We start from the raw sequence: 15,418 nt of genomic DNA on the forward strand, positions 1-15,418 counted from the left end.
GCCCGAGCTTCCTCGCAAAACCCACGCTCGGCGATCTCGGACCACTCGTTCTTCCGCAGGAGTGGAAGGGGCACCGCTCCTTGGGAGTTCTTTAAAATCGAAAAAGACTCTCCTTCACCCTGCTCACCCTTGCTGGATGGAGGACAATCTTTTTCATATTCCGGCAGGCAGCCGTCATCAGCGCCTGTTCTTTCCCTTTTTGTTTTCCACGCAAGCGGCCATGCCGTTCTTTTGAATCTGCGAATCTGCTTAGGGCACAATCTCTCTCCTATATTCTGACGTCGGCACGAGGAGCCTTCGGTGGTGATGCCTGCGGGAACAGCACGGGCCGAAGATCCACTTGGTCAAATGGGTTTCTTGACCAAGTTAGCTGAGGCCGTGCCCGCGGCAAGCATCCACCGATAAGCGGAAAGTGACCCTTCACACGACAAATGGACAACTCTAACTGGTTAACACAAGCTTTTTCTACAGCCAAAGGAGTCCACGATGGACTCCTTTTTTATATGCGGTACAAATCCCGAAATCGTAAATGCCAGCCAAGGTGATACGACAACACTCGGCACAGGATGATCAGCAGAAAAATGCTGTATGTATGAAACGGATTGTAAAGGTCGACCCATCCAAGACCAATCACCACGCCCGTTACCATCGCCCATACCGCGTAAATTTCCTGATGAAGCACCATTGGGCGGCGCTGGGCCAGCACATCCCTTGTCACACCCCCGCCCACCCCTGTCAGGATAGCAGCGAAAACAATACCTCCCAGCGGGAAATCCTGCTGTACAGCAAAGGAAGCCCCTTGTAGAGCGAATGCCGAGAGGCCTACAGCATCAGGGTAGATATTCCAGCGGTCCCAGGCCATCACCCATGTTTTCGGAAAGAAATACACAATGGCAATGGTGATTAAAGCCACGTAAAATAAATATCCCTGTTCCCACACGTGAATCACCGGTACATCCAAAGCAATGTTCCGGATGATACCCCCGGCGAACGGTGTGGCGATTCCTAAAATAAACGTTCCGAATATATCATACCTCTCGTTCAGTGCGACAATAGCTCCACTAAAAGCAAATGCACTGACGGCGAGGATGTTCAAAATTTCCCAAGTCATGCCTCTCCCCTCCCTCTGCCGCTGACTGATATACGAATGTCATGCCGCATCGATTATATCAAATTCTTCAGTACCTCTATCGAAAAAACTAAAAAAATGTTGAAAATGCGTAAAAAACGCTAGAACTAGTATGTTTTATTCTATACACTACCATATATAGTGATTTTTGTTGCAATATGCCACAAGGAATTTTCTTCAACACGTAGAATTTATTATATAACTAAGCATTGTAGGATGTGATGATTCAGAATGAGAAGCTGGCTGATCAATTTAAGAAAAGAACAGGAACTCACCCAGCAGGAGATTGCAGAAGGGGCTCATATTGATAGAGCCTATTACGCACAAATAGAGAACGGTACCAGAAATCCCAGTATGACGGTTGCTTCTCAAATTGCGTCTTACCTGCACATCAACCCCTCTCTTTTTTACACCGAGCACTTGAGTGAACCTTTTGAAAAAGCGCTCGTAAATTCACCTATAGTCATTGCTCACTGTGATTTGAACCTCCGTTATACATGGATGTTCAACCCGCACCCGGACTTTAGAATGAATGTAGTCATGGGGAAAACAGATGAAGAACTGGACTTCAATGAAGGTACAACTGCCTTGATGAATCTGAAGCAGCGTGTGATCGACGATGGAATGGCCAGAAGAGAGATCCTCGCCTTTCCCCTATCCGAAGGCTTAACCAGATATGACGTATTTGCCCAGCCTCTTTATGATCAGCACGGACGTTTAACAGGTGCGGCAACAGTTTCTGTTGAAATGCTAACGTAATGAAGGAGGAGCTGTTATGGCTTTTGATAAACTATCTCCCTTCCTCCTGAAAGATGCCATTCATAAAGCCGTGGAGTTGAAGCTGGAGGAGGAGTTCATCCAGATGCTGCTGAATGAGATGAGGAAGAGGGAAAGAGAAGCAGGGGAAATAGCTTCTTTCGAATGACCGGAACAGCCGATTGAACACCTCTGGAATGTATGTTTCCACTCCGGGACGGGTAAAGCTAAACAGAGGTGATAATCATGGATAAAAGCCGATGGATAATGCATCAGGATTGGGATGATTTATATTTTATACACTGGCCCGTCCCTGTAGATGAACTGCGGACTCATGTACCTGAGGAGCTCGATATAGATGAATTTGACGGCTCAGCCTGGATTGCTGTAGTCCCCTTCCGTATGAGGAATATCCGGTTCCGCGGCCTGCCAAGACTTCCGTTTGGAACGGATCTTCTGGAGCTGAATGTAAGAACGTACGTCTCCTACAAAGGCGAACCAGGGGTTTATTTCATCACCCTCGACTCCGATCATCCTCTCGGGGTTTTTTTAGCGCGCACTGCTTTCGGACTCCCCTACGTACACGCCTCCATGCGGATGGATAACAGAGATTCAATTACGCAATTTTCCAGCCGGCGTACTCATAAAGGATACCCGCCTGCCCACTTTCATGCGGAGTTCCAGACAATCAGTGAACCTATGCAGGCCCGTCCCGGCTCACTTTTATACTGGCTGACGGAAAGGTACGCCCTCTGGATGGTTCAGGGAAAGCGTGTATATAAAGGCCCCATCATTCATAATAACTGGAAGCTGCAGAAAGCTGAAACGACTGTAACGACGAATCACCTGTTGGACTTTCTCCCTGCTGAACATTTCCAGCATAGACCGATCACCTATTTTTCCAGATCCGTCCAGACACGTATTTTTCCGTATGTACGTAAGTCATGAGCGCCCTTGTTGAACCTCATAACTTCCTGCGGTATAATTATCTCGAATTCAAAGTAAAATGAGGAGGATCAATCATGGAGTTAAAAGGCATCCATCATGTTTCAGCCATAACAGCTTCCGCTGCCAAAAACTATGATTTTTACACGAACGTGCTGGGGATGCGGCTCGTTAAAAAGACGGTAAACCAGGATTCCCCTTCTATGTACCACCTCTTCTATGCGGATGAAAAGGGAAATCCCGGGACAGACCTGACCTTTTTCGAAATACACCGGGCCGGCCATACCTATCCAGGGACAAGGAGCATTTCCACGACATCTCTACGGGTTAAAGATGATGAAGCCCTGTTATACTGGCAGAAACGCTTGATTGCTTACGACCTTGATGTAGATCGTGTACAGGAACGTTTGGGTAGAAAAACGCTTGCGTTCAGAGACCCGGAAGGCCAGCGGCTTATGCTTGTATCCGATCAGAACAACTCCGGCGTACGTGCAGGAACCCCCTGGGAAAACTCCCCCGTTCCTCAAGACAGCGGTATTACTGGACTCGGCCCTGTCCATTTGACCGTTCATGAAGCCGTTAAAACAGAAAAAGTCCTGACGGAAGTCCTTGGTTTCCGTAAAGTCGGCGCCTATGATCAATGGACGGTTTATGAGACTGGGGAAGGTGGGTCAGGAGCAGAAGTCCATGTGGAAGAAAAGCCGGACGAACAACCTGAAAAGCCTGGAAGGGGCAGTGTTCACCACGTCGCCTTCCGTGTTGAAAACGAAGAAGAATTAGCAAAATGGAAGACAATCATCGATGCCGCCGGTTATCCGAATTCAGGTCTTGTCGATCGCTTTTACTTCAAATCGCTGTATTTCAGAGAAGCCAATCACATTTTATTCGAACTGGCTACAGACGGACCTGGATTTGCCACTGATGAAGACCCGGCACACCTGGGTGAATCACTGGCTCTTCCACCGTTCCTAGAGCACGAACGCGAAAAAATCGAAAAAACCCTGACTCCACTGGATACTTCAAGAATATAAATTGTGCTCTATTTTGGATAAGCCACGTACGATCCACCAACCGTACGTGGCTTTCTATATTCAACTCATCTTCTCACTTCCACCCACGAAGAGCGAGGTTTGCAGGCTTCCAAAGCATGTAAAAAAGCTTGTAGAGAAATAGATCCTTTCCCTACAAGCTGATTTCGTTAAAATTGAATGTGTATTACGATTCAAGCCGCGATTTAACCCAGTTGATCAAACCACCTTTTTCCATAATGTCAATCTGTCTGTCCGATAAGGCATGCTCCAACTTGATCGTTTGACCCCTGCCTTTAATTTCAGCTTCAACCACAGGCGATTTTTTGATCTGTTCTCTCAATCCAGTGAAAACGAGAACGTCTCCCTGCTCAATCTCTTCTAATTGAGCCGGATCCTTGAATGTAAGCGGCAGCACGCCAAAGTTGGCCAGGTTCTGCCAGTGAATTCTGGCAAAATCTTCGACAACCGCTACTTTCATCCCTAAATACTTAGGAGCCAGAGCGGCATGTTCGCGGCTGGAACCCTGTCCGTAGTTGGCACCTGCCACAACAACATGACCCCCCTTATCTCTCTGCTCCATCGCCCGGTCATAATACGTGTCATCTACGATCTCAAAGGTGAACTTACTAATTTCAGGCAGGTTGCTGCGGTATGGCAGCACTCGCGCTCCTCCTGCAAGAATCTCATCGGTGGAAATGTCATCACCCATTTTCAGGAGCACAGGGAGCTCCATTTCGTCTGGAAGTTCCTCCATCTCTGGAATCGAGGCGACATTTGGACCTTTGACTAATTCGACTTCCTTTGCCTCCTCGTAGGGCAGGGGTTCATCCAAAAGACGTGTGTCCACGGTCGGCTCATCCAAATCCTGCACGTCAGGATAGTCAAACCCGGATTTTCTCGGGTCCGTTATGACTCCTGTCAAAGCAGAAACAGCTGCGGTTTCTGGACTGCATAGAAAAACGCTGTCTTCTTTCGTCCCGGAACGGCCGGGGAAGTTTCTCGGCGTTGTACGCAGGCTGTTCCGTCCTGTGGCAGGTGCCTGTCCCATACCGATACATCCATTACACCCCGCTTGGTGGAGGCGTCCTCCAGATTGAAGAAAATTAGCGATATGCCCTTCCTGTGACAAGTCAATCAGCATTTGTCTGGAGGTCGGATTTATATCAAAAGAAACCCCATCGGCTATATGTTTATTTTCAACAATTTTGGAAGCTATCGCAAAATCACGGAATCCAGGGTTCGCCGAGGAGCCGATATAAGACTGGTAAATTCCTTCTCCCTCCACTTCCTCTACAGGTACCACGTTGCCTGGGCTAGAGGGCTTGGCCACCATTGGTGTAATTTCTGAGAGATTCAATTCATCATGCACATCATACGCGGCGTCTTCATCCGGCGACAGTTCAATCCATTCGTCTTCCCTGCCTTGAAGCTTCATGAATCGTTTCGTTTCCTCATCGGAAGGAAAGACTGTTCCAGTTGCCCCAAGTTCTGCTCCCATATTCGCAATGACATGCCTGTCCATGGCTGTGAGGTTTTTCAAGCCAGGTCCATAATATTCAAACACGTGGTTCACTCCGCCTTTCACCCCGTGCCTGCGCAGCATTTCCAGTATGGCATCCTTCGCACTGACCCAGTCTGGAAGGGAACCGGTCACTTTTACGCCCCATACTTTCGGCATCTTCACATAAAACGGTTCACCGGCAACAGCCATCGCGACATCAATGCCGCCGGCCCCCATGGCAAGCATGCCCATACTGCCGTTGGCACATGTGTGGCTGTCAGATCCGAGCAGTGTTTTCCCCGGCCTCGCCAGCCTCTGCATATGGACAGGATGACTGACCCCATTTCCCGGCCGGCTGAAATAAAGCCCGAACCGTTTGGCGGCACTTTCTAAAAACAAATGGTCATCTGGATTTTTGCTGTCTTCCTGGATCAAGTTATGGTCTACATACTGAGCAGAAACCTCTGTTTGAGCCTGCTCAATCCCCATAGCCTCCAGTTCAAGCATCACCATTGTCCCTGTAGCATCCTGTGTAAGGGTCTGATCAATTTTCAAACCGATTTCCGATCCAGGCGTCATCTCTCCCTCGACTAAGTGGTCCTGGATCAGCTTCTGTGTGACATTGTATCCCACACGAATCACTCCTCCTCACTGATTGGTCGATATTTCAAGAATAGATGAAATTTTCCTATACCTTTTATACCCTTTCTCATGTATCATTACTCCTAAACCCATAATTTCCCTTGAAAAACATCTAATAGACACCCATTTTGTCCCTTCTATGAAAGTCCCCTCTAAAAACCACCTCTTAAGTACCATTTTTTCTGCGACTTGGGAAACTGCCGAAATTTATTGAAAATGATGAAACGAACATGTATTCTAAAAATAGATTTGAAAGAGATCTTTTCTCCCAAATCAACAGTTGATCAACTAGGTGTGTGGAAAATGGAATATGGAAAAGTACTTCGGTTCCATCGGGTGAAACAAGGGTTAACACAAAACCAGCTTGCTGATGGAATTATTTCCCCAGCGTATTTATCCAAGATTGAGAACGATCAGACCGTTCCTGCTATTGAGGTGCTCGAACTTTTGTATGAACGCCTCGGCCTTGATCTTCACGACTCATCCTATAATCATCCTTCCAAAGAAAAGCTGAAGGAATGGTATGAGACAATCGTCTTTAAAAGGAAAGAGGAAGCGGAGATGTTAAAGGAGGAACTTTCTCATCAAAAGGATACGCTGAACAATCATCATCTGTATATATTTTTCGAGCTCTTCCGCATTCGCCATCTTTTATTAGAAAACAAGGTGGAGAAGGCTTATGAGGCATGGAAAGATATTAAACAACATGAAGATACATTCGATGATGAAATGAAGTACTATTTTCATTTAAGTTCCGGCCTGCTTGAATATTATCGAGGAAATTTTGATGAATCTTTTCAACAGTTAATGGAAGCTAAGAACTACAGTAGTCCAGCAGGCATCGAAAAGTGGGAAATCAGCGACTTGTATTACCACTTATCCTTAAGCGCCAGCCAGGCCCATCATGTTTCTGCCTCTGTTTTCTATGCAGATCAGGCCTTGGAAATTTATAAAAGTCAGTATGACCTTGCCAAAAGTGCGGACTGCCACATTATTCTGGGCATCAGTTACAGCCGGTTGAAAAACTATACGAAATCTCTTGAAAATTATAATCTGGCCAAAAAAATCGCATCCCAGACCAAAGATAATCAACAGCTCAAACTGGTTTATATCAACATTGCGGTGTTGGAGTCGAGAATTGAAAATCATGACTCCGCCATACTCAACTACAAGAAAAGTCTAAACTACGTTTTCGAGTCAAAATCCACGTATGATTACCAGGAATATCTGAATATCGTCCACGGGCTGATCATTGAACATTACCGTCTGGATGATAAATCCGGGTGTCTTGAATGGATTGAAAAAGGCTTATCGGAAGTCGAAAAAACTGCTTCTGAAAGCCACTACCTGCACTTTAAGGTGTATTACAATTTACTGAAAGAACTGCCTGAAACACTCCCTTTCATTGAGGAAACTGTCCTTCCTTATTTTCAAAAAAAGAAGGACCATGTTTATGTGATCAGGTATTCTAAGTTCTTAGCCGATCTTTTTGAAAGGCAGAGAATGTATAAACGCTCATCCGAATATTTAAGGTTAGCAATGCAATTGTTAAATAAACATTCTCACTTAGGAGGTATAATGTTATGAAAAAAATCATTGCATTTGTCGCTGTTCTAGGTCTGGCTGTATCTATCGCTGCGCCATTGACTACAGATAGTGCAGTTGAAACCCACCCTAGACCATTAGTTTCTGAGCAAGTTTAATTTACGTGTTAATTTAATTTCTATATAATTAACACCTCCCCTAATCCTATACCTATACAAACTTTCGCCTCTACTTTTCTTGAGTAGGGGTCTTTTTTTGCAAAAAAACACGACCTTGTTTCCAAGATCGTGTTTTTCATCAGGATTTATCCCATTGTTGTTCCCAGGCCGCATATCCACCCTTCAAGTTGATGGTGTCCTTAAAGCCGTTGGCCTGCAGCAGGCTGACGGCGATCGCGGAGCGGACGCCGGATTGGCAGTGGACGATCGGTGTCCGGTCGTTCGGAATTTCATCAAGGCTTTCTTTCAAATGCCCAAGCATGAAATGATGGGCATGATCCATGTGACCTGCTTCCCATTCACCTGGATTACGTACATCGATGACCACATATCGATCATCCTGTTTATAGTGATTCTCCAATTCCTCCGGGGTAATGGACGTATAGGTTTCAAGTCCCCCGATCTGACTGAGATCCGATTGTGCAACATAAGCTGTAACTTCATCCAGACCGATGGCTTCCAGTGATTTTTTCATTTCACCTAAGCGGCTTTCTTCACCGATTAATACGATGGACTGGTCATAGTCGACGAGCCAGCCGGCCCAGTTTGAGAATGATCGATTGTAAGGGATATTGATTGTTCCTGGAAGGTGGCCTGCCGCAAAGGTCCACTTGTCTCTCGTATCAATGATGACCGCATCATTTCCTCGATAATCTTCCAGTTGATCCACCGTCAGTTTCTGCACATCTCTTCCTTTATTCAAAGACGGGCCTTCTTTATTCAGCTTTTTCATCATCCCAAAATATTTCGGTGGTTCCGGCTGACCATCAATCAATTCATCTGTAAATTCATCGATATCCGTGTGCTGAAGCGCCCAGTTATTCGCTTTTTCATAACCGACCGTAGAAGCAGGGACTGCCCCTAATGATTTCCCACACGCACTGCCAGCGCCATGGCCCGGCCAGACTTGAAGATAATCAGGGAGATCCTTGAAGGCTTCAAGGGATTGGAACATCTGGCGCGCTCCCTGCCTGGACGTCCCTTCTGAACCTGCAGCCTTTTCCAGCAGATCCGGACGGCCGACATCTCCTACAAATACGAAGTCTCCTGTGAAAATCCCCATAGGAACCTTGGAGCCCCCTCCTTCATCGGTTAGGACAAATGAAATACTTTCAGGGGTATGTCCGGGGGTGTGAAGAACATCAAATTTAATATTTCCAACGTAAAACTGATCTCCCCCGGTCAGTAACACGTGATTCAATTCATTTAAATACTCGTATTTCCAGTCATTGTCTCCCTCATTGGACAAATACAGAACTGCTCCGGTATGCTGAGCCAATTCTCTGGCACCAGAGAGAAAGTCCGCATGAATGTGTGTTTCCGTTACTTTCGTAATTGTAAATCCTTCTTTTTCAGCTGTTTCAAGATAAGGATTGATATCACGTGCGGGATCAATTACCATAGCTTCACCCGTTCGCTGGCATCCTGTCATATAAGACATCTGGGCTAATTCTTCATCAAAAAATGATTTAAAAAACATCGTTCGCATCCTCCTTAAAAAGCTTATATTGAATTTATAACATACCCCTAACCGTATGTAAAACCAAGAAGCTTATATATACCTGGACCATTTTGAGCAAAGAAAAACAAGGAACTTTCCAGTGAAGAACCGGCTTACTTATAAAAAAAAGCACACGAAAACCGTGTGCGCTTACTCTTCAAAGTATTTGTTTAAAGTGGTGACGGGATCCAGGTGCTTCAGAGGGCTCATAGGGAATACATTATTATCCTTATTCAACGCTACGGCGTCGATTTCCTCATAAGACAGGTCGCGGACGGTATGATCGATTCTTGCTTTTGTTTCATTCATCATACCCATGACACTGCGGTTATCCGTTTTGGTATAAACGATTTCATCAGTGGCATCAAGGATATAGTAGGCTGCCTTCTTATCAACATCCAGCAGTTGAAACAGCTGCTGAAGGGAACCTTTAATCACATTATCCAGATGCTCAAATTGTTCTTTCTGCAACCCGAAGAGCGTCAAATTAATACCCGTTTCATTGTTCATAAGCATCAGGCACTTTCTACCTTTCACGGTAATCATATTTGCATGCCATTTATATAAATCGGGAACATCCTGATATTCATTCAAATCACGAACAGGGGATTTCAATTCATTCTGCAGTTTTTTTGTAGCACCAATGACGAACATCTTTCCACCTCTTTCATTTCTTTAGCTACACCTATTTTACCTTTTTCAATATAAAAAACAAAGGAGAACCATTACGGCCCTCCTTTGTTCAAGCTTTCGTCCGCCTGGCGAAGTCTACAAATTGAAACTTGTCAGGACGGTGTCTGGATTCTGTAAATTGGAAGGCTGTCGTATCAGCAAGATAGACATAACTACGAATAACGACCACCTGCTGATGACCATTCAAGTCAAGCAGTTCCCTGTCTTCATCCGTGATATCTTCGACGACGATTTCCTTTTTGGCAAAACTGATTTCAAGCCCCAGCTCTTCTTCTATATAGTGATAGAGAGACTGTTCAGCTGTTTCCTTCGTAATATCCGGGATTAAATCTTCACGGATATAGTCTTTATCGAGAATGATCCGTTCTCCATCAATTTCTCTTGAGCGGATCAGCCTCCAAAGTTTCGCATCTTCCGGACATCCCAGCTGCCTGCGTATGTGGGAGGCCTGTGTGACGATGGTCAATTCATGCACAGACGTTTTCACTTCCTGTCCCATCTGGTCAGCCAGCTCTTTAAAGCTGGTCAGACCAGAAACAGGGAATTTGAATTTGTTCCGTTCCAGAACGACCGATCCCTTCCCACGCACTTTTTGGATATAACCATTTTGAGCAAGTAAATTCAGCGCCTTTCTGATCGTTTCCCGGGATGTATCAAACTGAGCAGTCAGCTCATGTTCAGATGGAAGTGTCTCACCGGCAGAAAAGACCCCCTGCTGTATCTTTTTCACGAGTTTATTAAAGATGACTACGTATTTGTTCTTCAAGGTTTATCCCCCTCTTCCATTTTACCTGCCTGGGAAATGATAAACCACAGATTCGTAAGGACGAAGAGAGATTTCTTTACTGATCGATGGTGCGTCCTCATAGTTGCTGATCAAGACGTCCATTTCTTCCTGACTGTTCATGGATGATGGCAGCTCGAACGTCGCAGCTTCTCCGTAAAAGTTATTGATGACCAGCAGCTTTTCTCCATTCCACTCCCGAAGATAGGCAAACACCTGTGGATGTTCAGGCGTAAGAAGCTGGTAATCCCCGAACGTAATGATATCGTAGGACTTCCTCAACTGAATCAGCCTGCGGTAATGATGAAAAATCGAGTTTTCCTTATTCATGACGTTTTCAGCATTGATGGTTTTGTAGTTATCTGCAGGCTCGATCCACGGCGTCCCATCTGTAAAACCAGCATTCGAGTTATCATTCCACTGGACAGGTGTTCGTGAATTATCTCTCGATTTCTGCTTGAGAATAGCAAGGATCTGCTCATCATCAAAGCCTTTTTCTTTGAATTCTTCGTACATATTCAAAGACTCCACATCACGATACTGTTCAATATGATTGAACTTAGGGTTGGTCATCCCGAATTCTTCACCTTGATAAATATAAGGCGTTCCCTGCATCATATGAATGACAGTCGCAAGCATCTTGCCGGATTCATCCGGATAGTTCACGTCATCCCCGAACCTTGAAAGAACACGGGGCTGGTCATGGTTGCACCAAAAGAGAGCATTCCATCCGCCGCCTTCATTCATTTCCTTCTGCCATTTCGATAGGATGGCTTTCAGTTCATGAAAATCAAAGTCGGCTACGGTCCATTTCTCTCCACCCGGATAATCCACCTTCAAGTGATGGAAGTTAAAGGTCATGCTGAGTTCCCTGCGTTCAGGAGCTGTATATTGAATACAATGGTCAATCGTGGTTGAGGACATTTCCCCAACCGTCATCAAATCATAAGGCTGGAAAACTTCCCGGTTCATTTCCTGCATGAATTCATGGACTCTTGGACCATCCGTATAGAATTTACGGCCGTCTCCGGGCGCTTTGGAGCCATCATCATCAGGAAATTCCTGGTCCTTGGATATCAGGTTAATGACATCCAGACGAAAACCATCGACACCTTTTTCTCCCCAGAACCGCATCATTTCATAAATATCCCCGCGCACCTGTTCATTTTCCCAATTCAGGTCGGCCTGAGTAATATCAAAAAGATGAAGGTAATATTGACCGGACGTTTCATCATAGGCCCAGGCACTCCCCCCAAACTTGGATTTCCAGTTGGAAGGCGCACCGCCGTTTACAGGATCTTTCCAGATGTAATAATCCCTGTACGGACTTTCCTTGGACTGAAGAGCTTCCTGGAACCACTGATGTTCGGTCGATGTATGGTTCACAACAATATCCATAATCAGCTTCATGTCTCGTTTATGCGTTTCATCAAGCAGTCGTTCAAAATCTTCCATTGTTCCGTACTCATCATGAATATCGTAATAATCACTGATGTCATACCCATTATCATTCTGAGGGGATTTATACATCGGAGTCAGCCAGAGAACATCCACTCCAAGTTCATTCAAATAATCCAGTTTCTCAATGATCCCCTGGATATCTCCGACTCCATTTCCCGTTGTATCGTTAAAGCTTTTCGGATAGATCTGATAGACAACCGCTTTTTTCCACCAGGGCTGTTCATTCATGACCTCACCACCATTTCATAGTTTTATACGTCTTTTTTACGTTTTGCATAGAGATAGGTTCCTACAAGAGGAAGCACGATGACGATAGCCATCCCTATCATGAAGTCAAGCCAATAATCGCTGACGATGGAGAAAATTCCCGGCACACCGCCGACTCCAATCGAATTAGCCAGCACGCCTTGGGCTGAGATATACAATCCGGCAATGGCGGATGAACTAATGGCTATAATGAATGGATATTTGAAACGCAGGTTCACACCGAATAAGGCAGGCTCTGTAATTCCCAGCCATGCGGAAACTCCTGACGATACGCCAAGACCCTTCAGTTTTTCATCCTTCGATGCAAGCCAGATCGCGAACGCCGCTGATCCCTGAGCAATGTTGGACAAAGCGAGCATCGGCCACAGGAATGTTGTGCCTGTGGAACCGACCAGCTGGATATCTACAGCCAGGAACGTATGGTGCATCCCGGTAATGACGAGCACGCCGTACAGGCCGCCGTAAATCAGTCCTCCAAGCCAGGAGAACGTATCAAATACGGCAACAAGGCCATCTGTAATCCAGTTTCCAACCGCAAATGTAATCGGTCCAATGATAATAAAGGTTAAAAAGCCTGTAACAAGTAAAGCAATCGGCCCTACGAAAAGCAGTTGAATGCTGTCAGGAATCCGCTTGCGCAGGAAAAGTTCAATCTTCGTAAGTAGATAAGCGGCAGCCAGGACCGGCAGCACTTGACCCTGATAGCCGATTTTCTCGACCGTCATACCAAATAAATTCCACGTTGGCACGGACCCTTCGGAAACAGCTTCCCCATAAGACCATGCATTCAATAAGTCCGGGTGAACGAGAACCAGTCCAATAACAATCCCCAAAATTGGACTTCCTCCAAATTTCTTAACAGCAGACCACCCGATCAATCCAGGCAGGAACACGAATGCCGTATTGGCGATAATAATAATCATGTTTGCGATATCTGACCACTGAGGATACACATCAATTAAGGCCTGATCATCAAAGAAAATATCGGGTGCTGTAAGCAGGTTGTTGATTCCCAAAAGCAGACCAGCAGTTACGATCGCCGGCAGAATCGGTATGAAAATATCAGCCAATGTTTTGATGGCTCGTTGAAGCGGATTCATTTTTTCACTTGACGCTTGCTTCACTTCTTCTTTTGTAGACTCTCCAATACCGGCCAGCGCTACAAATTCCTTATACACTTTGTCAACCGTTCCCTGGCCTACGACAACCTGGAACTGACCATTCGTCGAAAAGGAACCTTTGACCGCTTCAATCTGATTCAGTTTCTCCTGATCGACAATCCCTTCATCGTGCAGGGCCAGCCGCAGCCGAGTGACACAGTGCGTCGCAGCCGACAGGTTTTCCTTTCCACCAATGGCTTCTAAAATTTCTTCAGCCTGTTTTTTGTGATTCATATCCTTACCTCCAGATGTTATTTTTTTGTTCCCAAACAACGAGGTTCATCTACGGGTTTCCAAGCGATAATCTTAAACGCTTTCAACTACCTTTGAACTAAACTTGTATATACACGATTTAAATTCATTATAATTTGTATATACAAGTTATGCAACCGTTAACATCAACATTTCCGTATGGAATTCCCTTCCATGAAAAGGGAGCAAAAATCCGTTAGAAAGAACCTTATTATATGAGCAGATTGTTTTTTTATCCCTTTCTGTTATGGTATATATTTAGGGTGTCGAAATAAACAGGAAGAAGGGATAAGCATGCAGACCAGCAAAGCAGAAGCCCGGAAAAATGTGTGGGTCATGTGGTTTGCAAATTTCTTTATTGCAGGAAGCATCACGATGGTTCTTCCTTTTTTGTCGTTGTATATTGAAACATTCGGAAACTTTTCAGATGCCTACGTCCAGACATGGTCAGGATGGGTGTTCGGCGTCACATTCGTAACTGCTTTTATATGTTCACCGATATGGGGCAAGATTGGAGACCGATATGGACGAAAGAAAATTCTCGTCATGTCTGCGCTCGGATTAGCCTTATCGGTCTACTTCATGGGGCATGCCACTTCTGTATGGCAGCTCTTTTTCCTGCGTTTATTTATGGGCGTATTTACCGGATTCATCCCCATGTCCCAGGCACTCATCTCTACGCAGACACCTAAGGAGATGGCCGGACGGGTACTGGGAACGCTCCAGACCGGGAGTATTACCGGCAGTCTCCTCGGACCGCTGCTCGGGGGATGGATTGCAGATTCCATTGGTTACGCCGCTACATTCCAATACGTTTCCTTCGCCGTAGCCCTTTCCGCCATCATCGTCTTTCTCGGTGTCCACGAACAACAAGTGCAGAAAGAAAGCGAGGGTGAGAAATCCAGCTACAATACGAAAGAAGTGCTCAGCCATATTGTTCACCATCCACTGCTGCTAATGGTCATGGTGGTGTCCTTGTTTGTCCAGATCGCACACTTTAGTATTCAACCGATTCTTTCCTTGTTTGTCGGGGAACTCCACGGCCCGGAAAACCTGGCCTTGTTTTCGGGAATTGCATTTTCCGCTGCCGGACTGGGTAATTTAATGATGGCTAGAAGATGGGGGGAAATTGCAGACCGGGTCGGTTATATAAAAATTCTCATCTTCCTTCTGATTATGGCAGGTGTCGTATACCTGCCGGCTGCCTTCGTTACGAACATATGGGAGCTTGTTCTATTAAGGTTCCTTCTCGGTGTTTCCATCGGAGGCATTATCCCTGTTCGAACCGCTTACATTAGACAGGAAGCCCCTCTAGCCATGCAGGGAGAAGTCCTTGGTTACAACACGAGTCTCCGCTTCCTTGGAAACATCATCGGCCCTGCCATGGGCGGTATGGTTGCAGGTGCATATGGATTTTCGATGGTCTTTTTCGTTACCAGTGGATTGCTTCTTCTCTCCGGAGGCATGTTGTTTTTGGTCCTTCGCAGACGTAAACCCGTTTTCAATCACGCATCCAGTCACTAACAGATTTTA

General features: G+C 45.6%; 13 protein-coding genes and 1 pseudogene. 6 read left to right on the forward strand and 8 right to left on the reverse strand.

Features of this window, described 5'->3' with window-relative positions; genetic code table 11:
• Positions 1-91 precede the first annotated feature (91 nt).
• Positions 92-244, reverse strand: a pseudogene (locus H615_RS22745) (IS5/IS1182 family transposase); the annotation flags it as partial.
• A gap of 255 nt (positions 245-499) precedes the next feature.
• Entirely contained in the window at positions 500-1,111 is a 612-nt protein-coding gene (locus tag H615_RS0119225) for a trimeric intracellular cation channel family protein (RefSeq protein ID WP_027956656.1), read from the reverse strand.
• 249 nt (positions 1,112-1,360) lie between these two features.
• On the opposite strand from H615_RS0119225, the gene H615_RS0119230 reads away from it, so the two are divergent.
• The 4 genes from H615_RS0119230 (at position 1,361) to H615_RS0119245 (ending at position 3,861) form a co-directional block, all read left to right on the forward strand.
• Positions 1,361-1,888, forward strand: a complete 528-nt coding sequence (locus tag H615_RS0119230) for a helix-turn-helix domain-containing protein (protein WP_027956657.1) — start codon at positions 1,361-1,363, stop codon at positions 1,886-1,888.
• 16 nt (positions 1,889-1,904) lie between these two features.
• Entirely contained in the window at positions 1,905-2,054 is a 150-nt protein-coding gene (sda, locus tag H615_RS22210) for a sporulation histidine kinase inhibitor Sda (RefSeq protein ID WP_084163229.1), read from the forward strand.
• A gap of 77 nt (positions 2,055-2,131) precedes the next feature.
• Positions 2,132-2,833: a YqjF family protein gene (locus H615_RS0119240; protein ID WP_051254780.1), complete on the forward strand. Its 702-nt coding sequence runs from the start codon at positions 2,132-2,134 to the stop codon at positions 2,831-2,833.
• A gap of 74 nt (positions 2,834-2,907) precedes the next feature.
• Positions 2,908-3,861, forward strand: coding sequence for a ring-cleaving dioxygenase (locus H615_RS0119245; RefSeq protein WP_027956659.1), 954 nt, complete (start codon positions 2,908-2,910; stop codon positions 3,859-3,861).
• A gap of 184 nt (positions 3,862-4,045) precedes the next feature.
• On the opposite strand, the gene H615_RS0119250 is transcribed toward H615_RS0119245, so the two are convergent.
• Positions 4,046-5,995: an aconitate hydratase gene (locus H615_RS0119250; protein WP_027956660.1), complete on the reverse strand. Its 1,950-nt coding sequence runs from the start codon at positions 5,993-5,995 to the stop codon at positions 4,046-4,048.
• Between the two features lie 312 nt (positions 5,996-6,307).
• Here H615_RS0119250 and H615_RS0119255 point away from each other — a divergent pair, with 312 nt between their 5' ends.
• The gene (locus tag H615_RS0119255; protein WP_027956661.1) at positions 6,308-7,591 is read left to right on the forward strand and encodes a helix-turn-helix domain-containing protein; all 1,284 of its coding nucleotides are present in this window, start codon (positions 6,308-6,310) and stop codon (positions 7,589-7,591) included.
• 255 nt (positions 7,592-7,846) lie between these two features.
• Here the strand turns inward: H615_RS0119255 and H615_RS0119265 are convergent, their stop codons facing one another.
• From H615_RS0119265 to treP, 5 genes are all read right to left on the reverse strand, one after another.
• Positions 7,847-9,247: an MBL fold metallo-hydrolase gene (locus H615_RS0119265; protein WP_027956662.1), complete on the reverse strand. Its 1,401-nt coding sequence runs from the start codon at positions 9,245-9,247 to the stop codon at positions 7,847-7,849.
• A 171-nt stretch (positions 9,248-9,418) separates the two neighbouring features.
• Positions 9,419-9,922 (reverse strand): DUF6933 domain-containing protein, encoded by a 504-nt coding sequence (locus H615_RS0119270; RefSeq protein ID WP_027956663.1) that lies wholly within the window; start codon positions 9,920-9,922, stop codon positions 9,419-9,421.
• An 88-nt stretch (positions 9,923-10,010) separates the two neighbouring features.
• Positions 10,011-10,727 carry a trehalose operon repressor gene (treR, locus tag H615_RS0119275; RefSeq protein WP_027956664.1) on the reverse strand — a complete coding sequence of 239 codons (717 nt, stop codon included), beginning with the start codon at positions 10,725-10,727 and terminating at the stop codon, positions 10,011-10,013.
• Positions 10,728-10,748: 21 nt separating this feature from the next.
• Entirely contained in the window at positions 10,749-12,434 is a 1,686-nt protein-coding gene (gene treC / locus H615_RS0119280; protein ID WP_027956665.1) for an alpha,alpha-phosphotrehalase, read from the reverse strand.
• Positions 12,435-12,457: 23 nt separating this feature from the next.
• Positions 12,458-13,867 (reverse strand): PTS system trehalose-specific EIIBC component, encoded by a 1,410-nt coding sequence (gene treP / locus H615_RS0119285; protein WP_027956666.1) that lies wholly within the window; start codon positions 13,865-13,867, stop codon positions 12,458-12,460.
• Between the two features lie 312 nt (positions 13,868-14,179).
• Here treP and H615_RS0119290 point away from each other — a divergent pair, with 312 nt between their 5' ends.
• On the forward strand, positions 14,180-15,409 hold the full coding sequence (locus tag H615_RS0119290; protein ID WP_027956667.1) for an MFS transporter: 1,230 nt from the start codon (positions 14,180-14,182) through the stop codon (positions 15,407-15,409).
• Positions 15,410-15,418: the final 9 nt, after the last annotated feature.

It is taken from the genome of Halobacillus kuroshimensis DSM 18393, from assembly GCF_000425705.1.
GTDB classification, from domain to species: Bacteria; Bacillota; Bacilli; order Bacillales; family Halobacillaceae; genus Halobacillus; species Halobacillus kuroshimensis.

Coding starts and splice junctions, on each gene's coding strand:
- H615_RS0119265 (WP_027956662.1), bottom strand. CDS start 9,247: ATGTTTTTTAAATCATTTTTTGATGAAGAATTAGCCCAGATGTCTTAT.
- treC (WP_027956665.1), bottom strand. CDS start 12,434: ATGAATGAACAGCCCTGGTGGAAAAAAGCGGTTGTCTATCAGATCTAT.
- H615_RS0119290 (WP_027956667.1), top strand. CDS start 14,180: ATGCAGACCAGCAAAGCAGAAGCCCGGAAAAATGTGTGGGTCATGTGG.
- treP (WP_027956666.1), bottom strand. CDS start 13,867: ATGAATCACAAAAAACAGGCTGAAGAAATTTTAGAAGCCATTGGTGGA.
- H615_RS0119240 (WP_051254780.1), top strand. CDS start 2,132: ATGGATAAAAGCCGATGGATAATGCATCAGGATTGGGATGATTTATAT.
- H615_RS0119270 (WP_027956663.1), bottom strand. CDS start 9,922: ATGTTCGTCATTGGTGCTACAAAAAAACTGCAGAATGAATTGAAATCC.
- H615_RS0119230 (WP_027956657.1), top strand. CDS start 1,361: ATGAGAAGCTGGCTGATCAATTTAAGAAAAGAACAGGAACTCACCCAG.
- H615_RS0119255 (WP_027956661.1), top strand. CDS start 6,308: ATGGAATATGGAAAAGTACTTCGGTTCCATCGGGTGAAACAAGGGTTA.
- H615_RS0119245 (WP_027956659.1), top strand. CDS start 2,908: ATGGAGTTAAAAGGCATCCATCATGTTTCAGCCATAACAGCTTCCGCT.
- sda (WP_084163229.1), top strand. CDS start 1,905: ATGGCTTTTGATAAACTATCTCCCTTCCTCCTGAAAGATGCCATTCAT.
- H615_RS0119225 (WP_027956656.1), bottom strand. CDS start 1,111: ATGACTTGGGAAATTTTGAACATCCTCGCCGTCAGTGCATTTGCTTTT.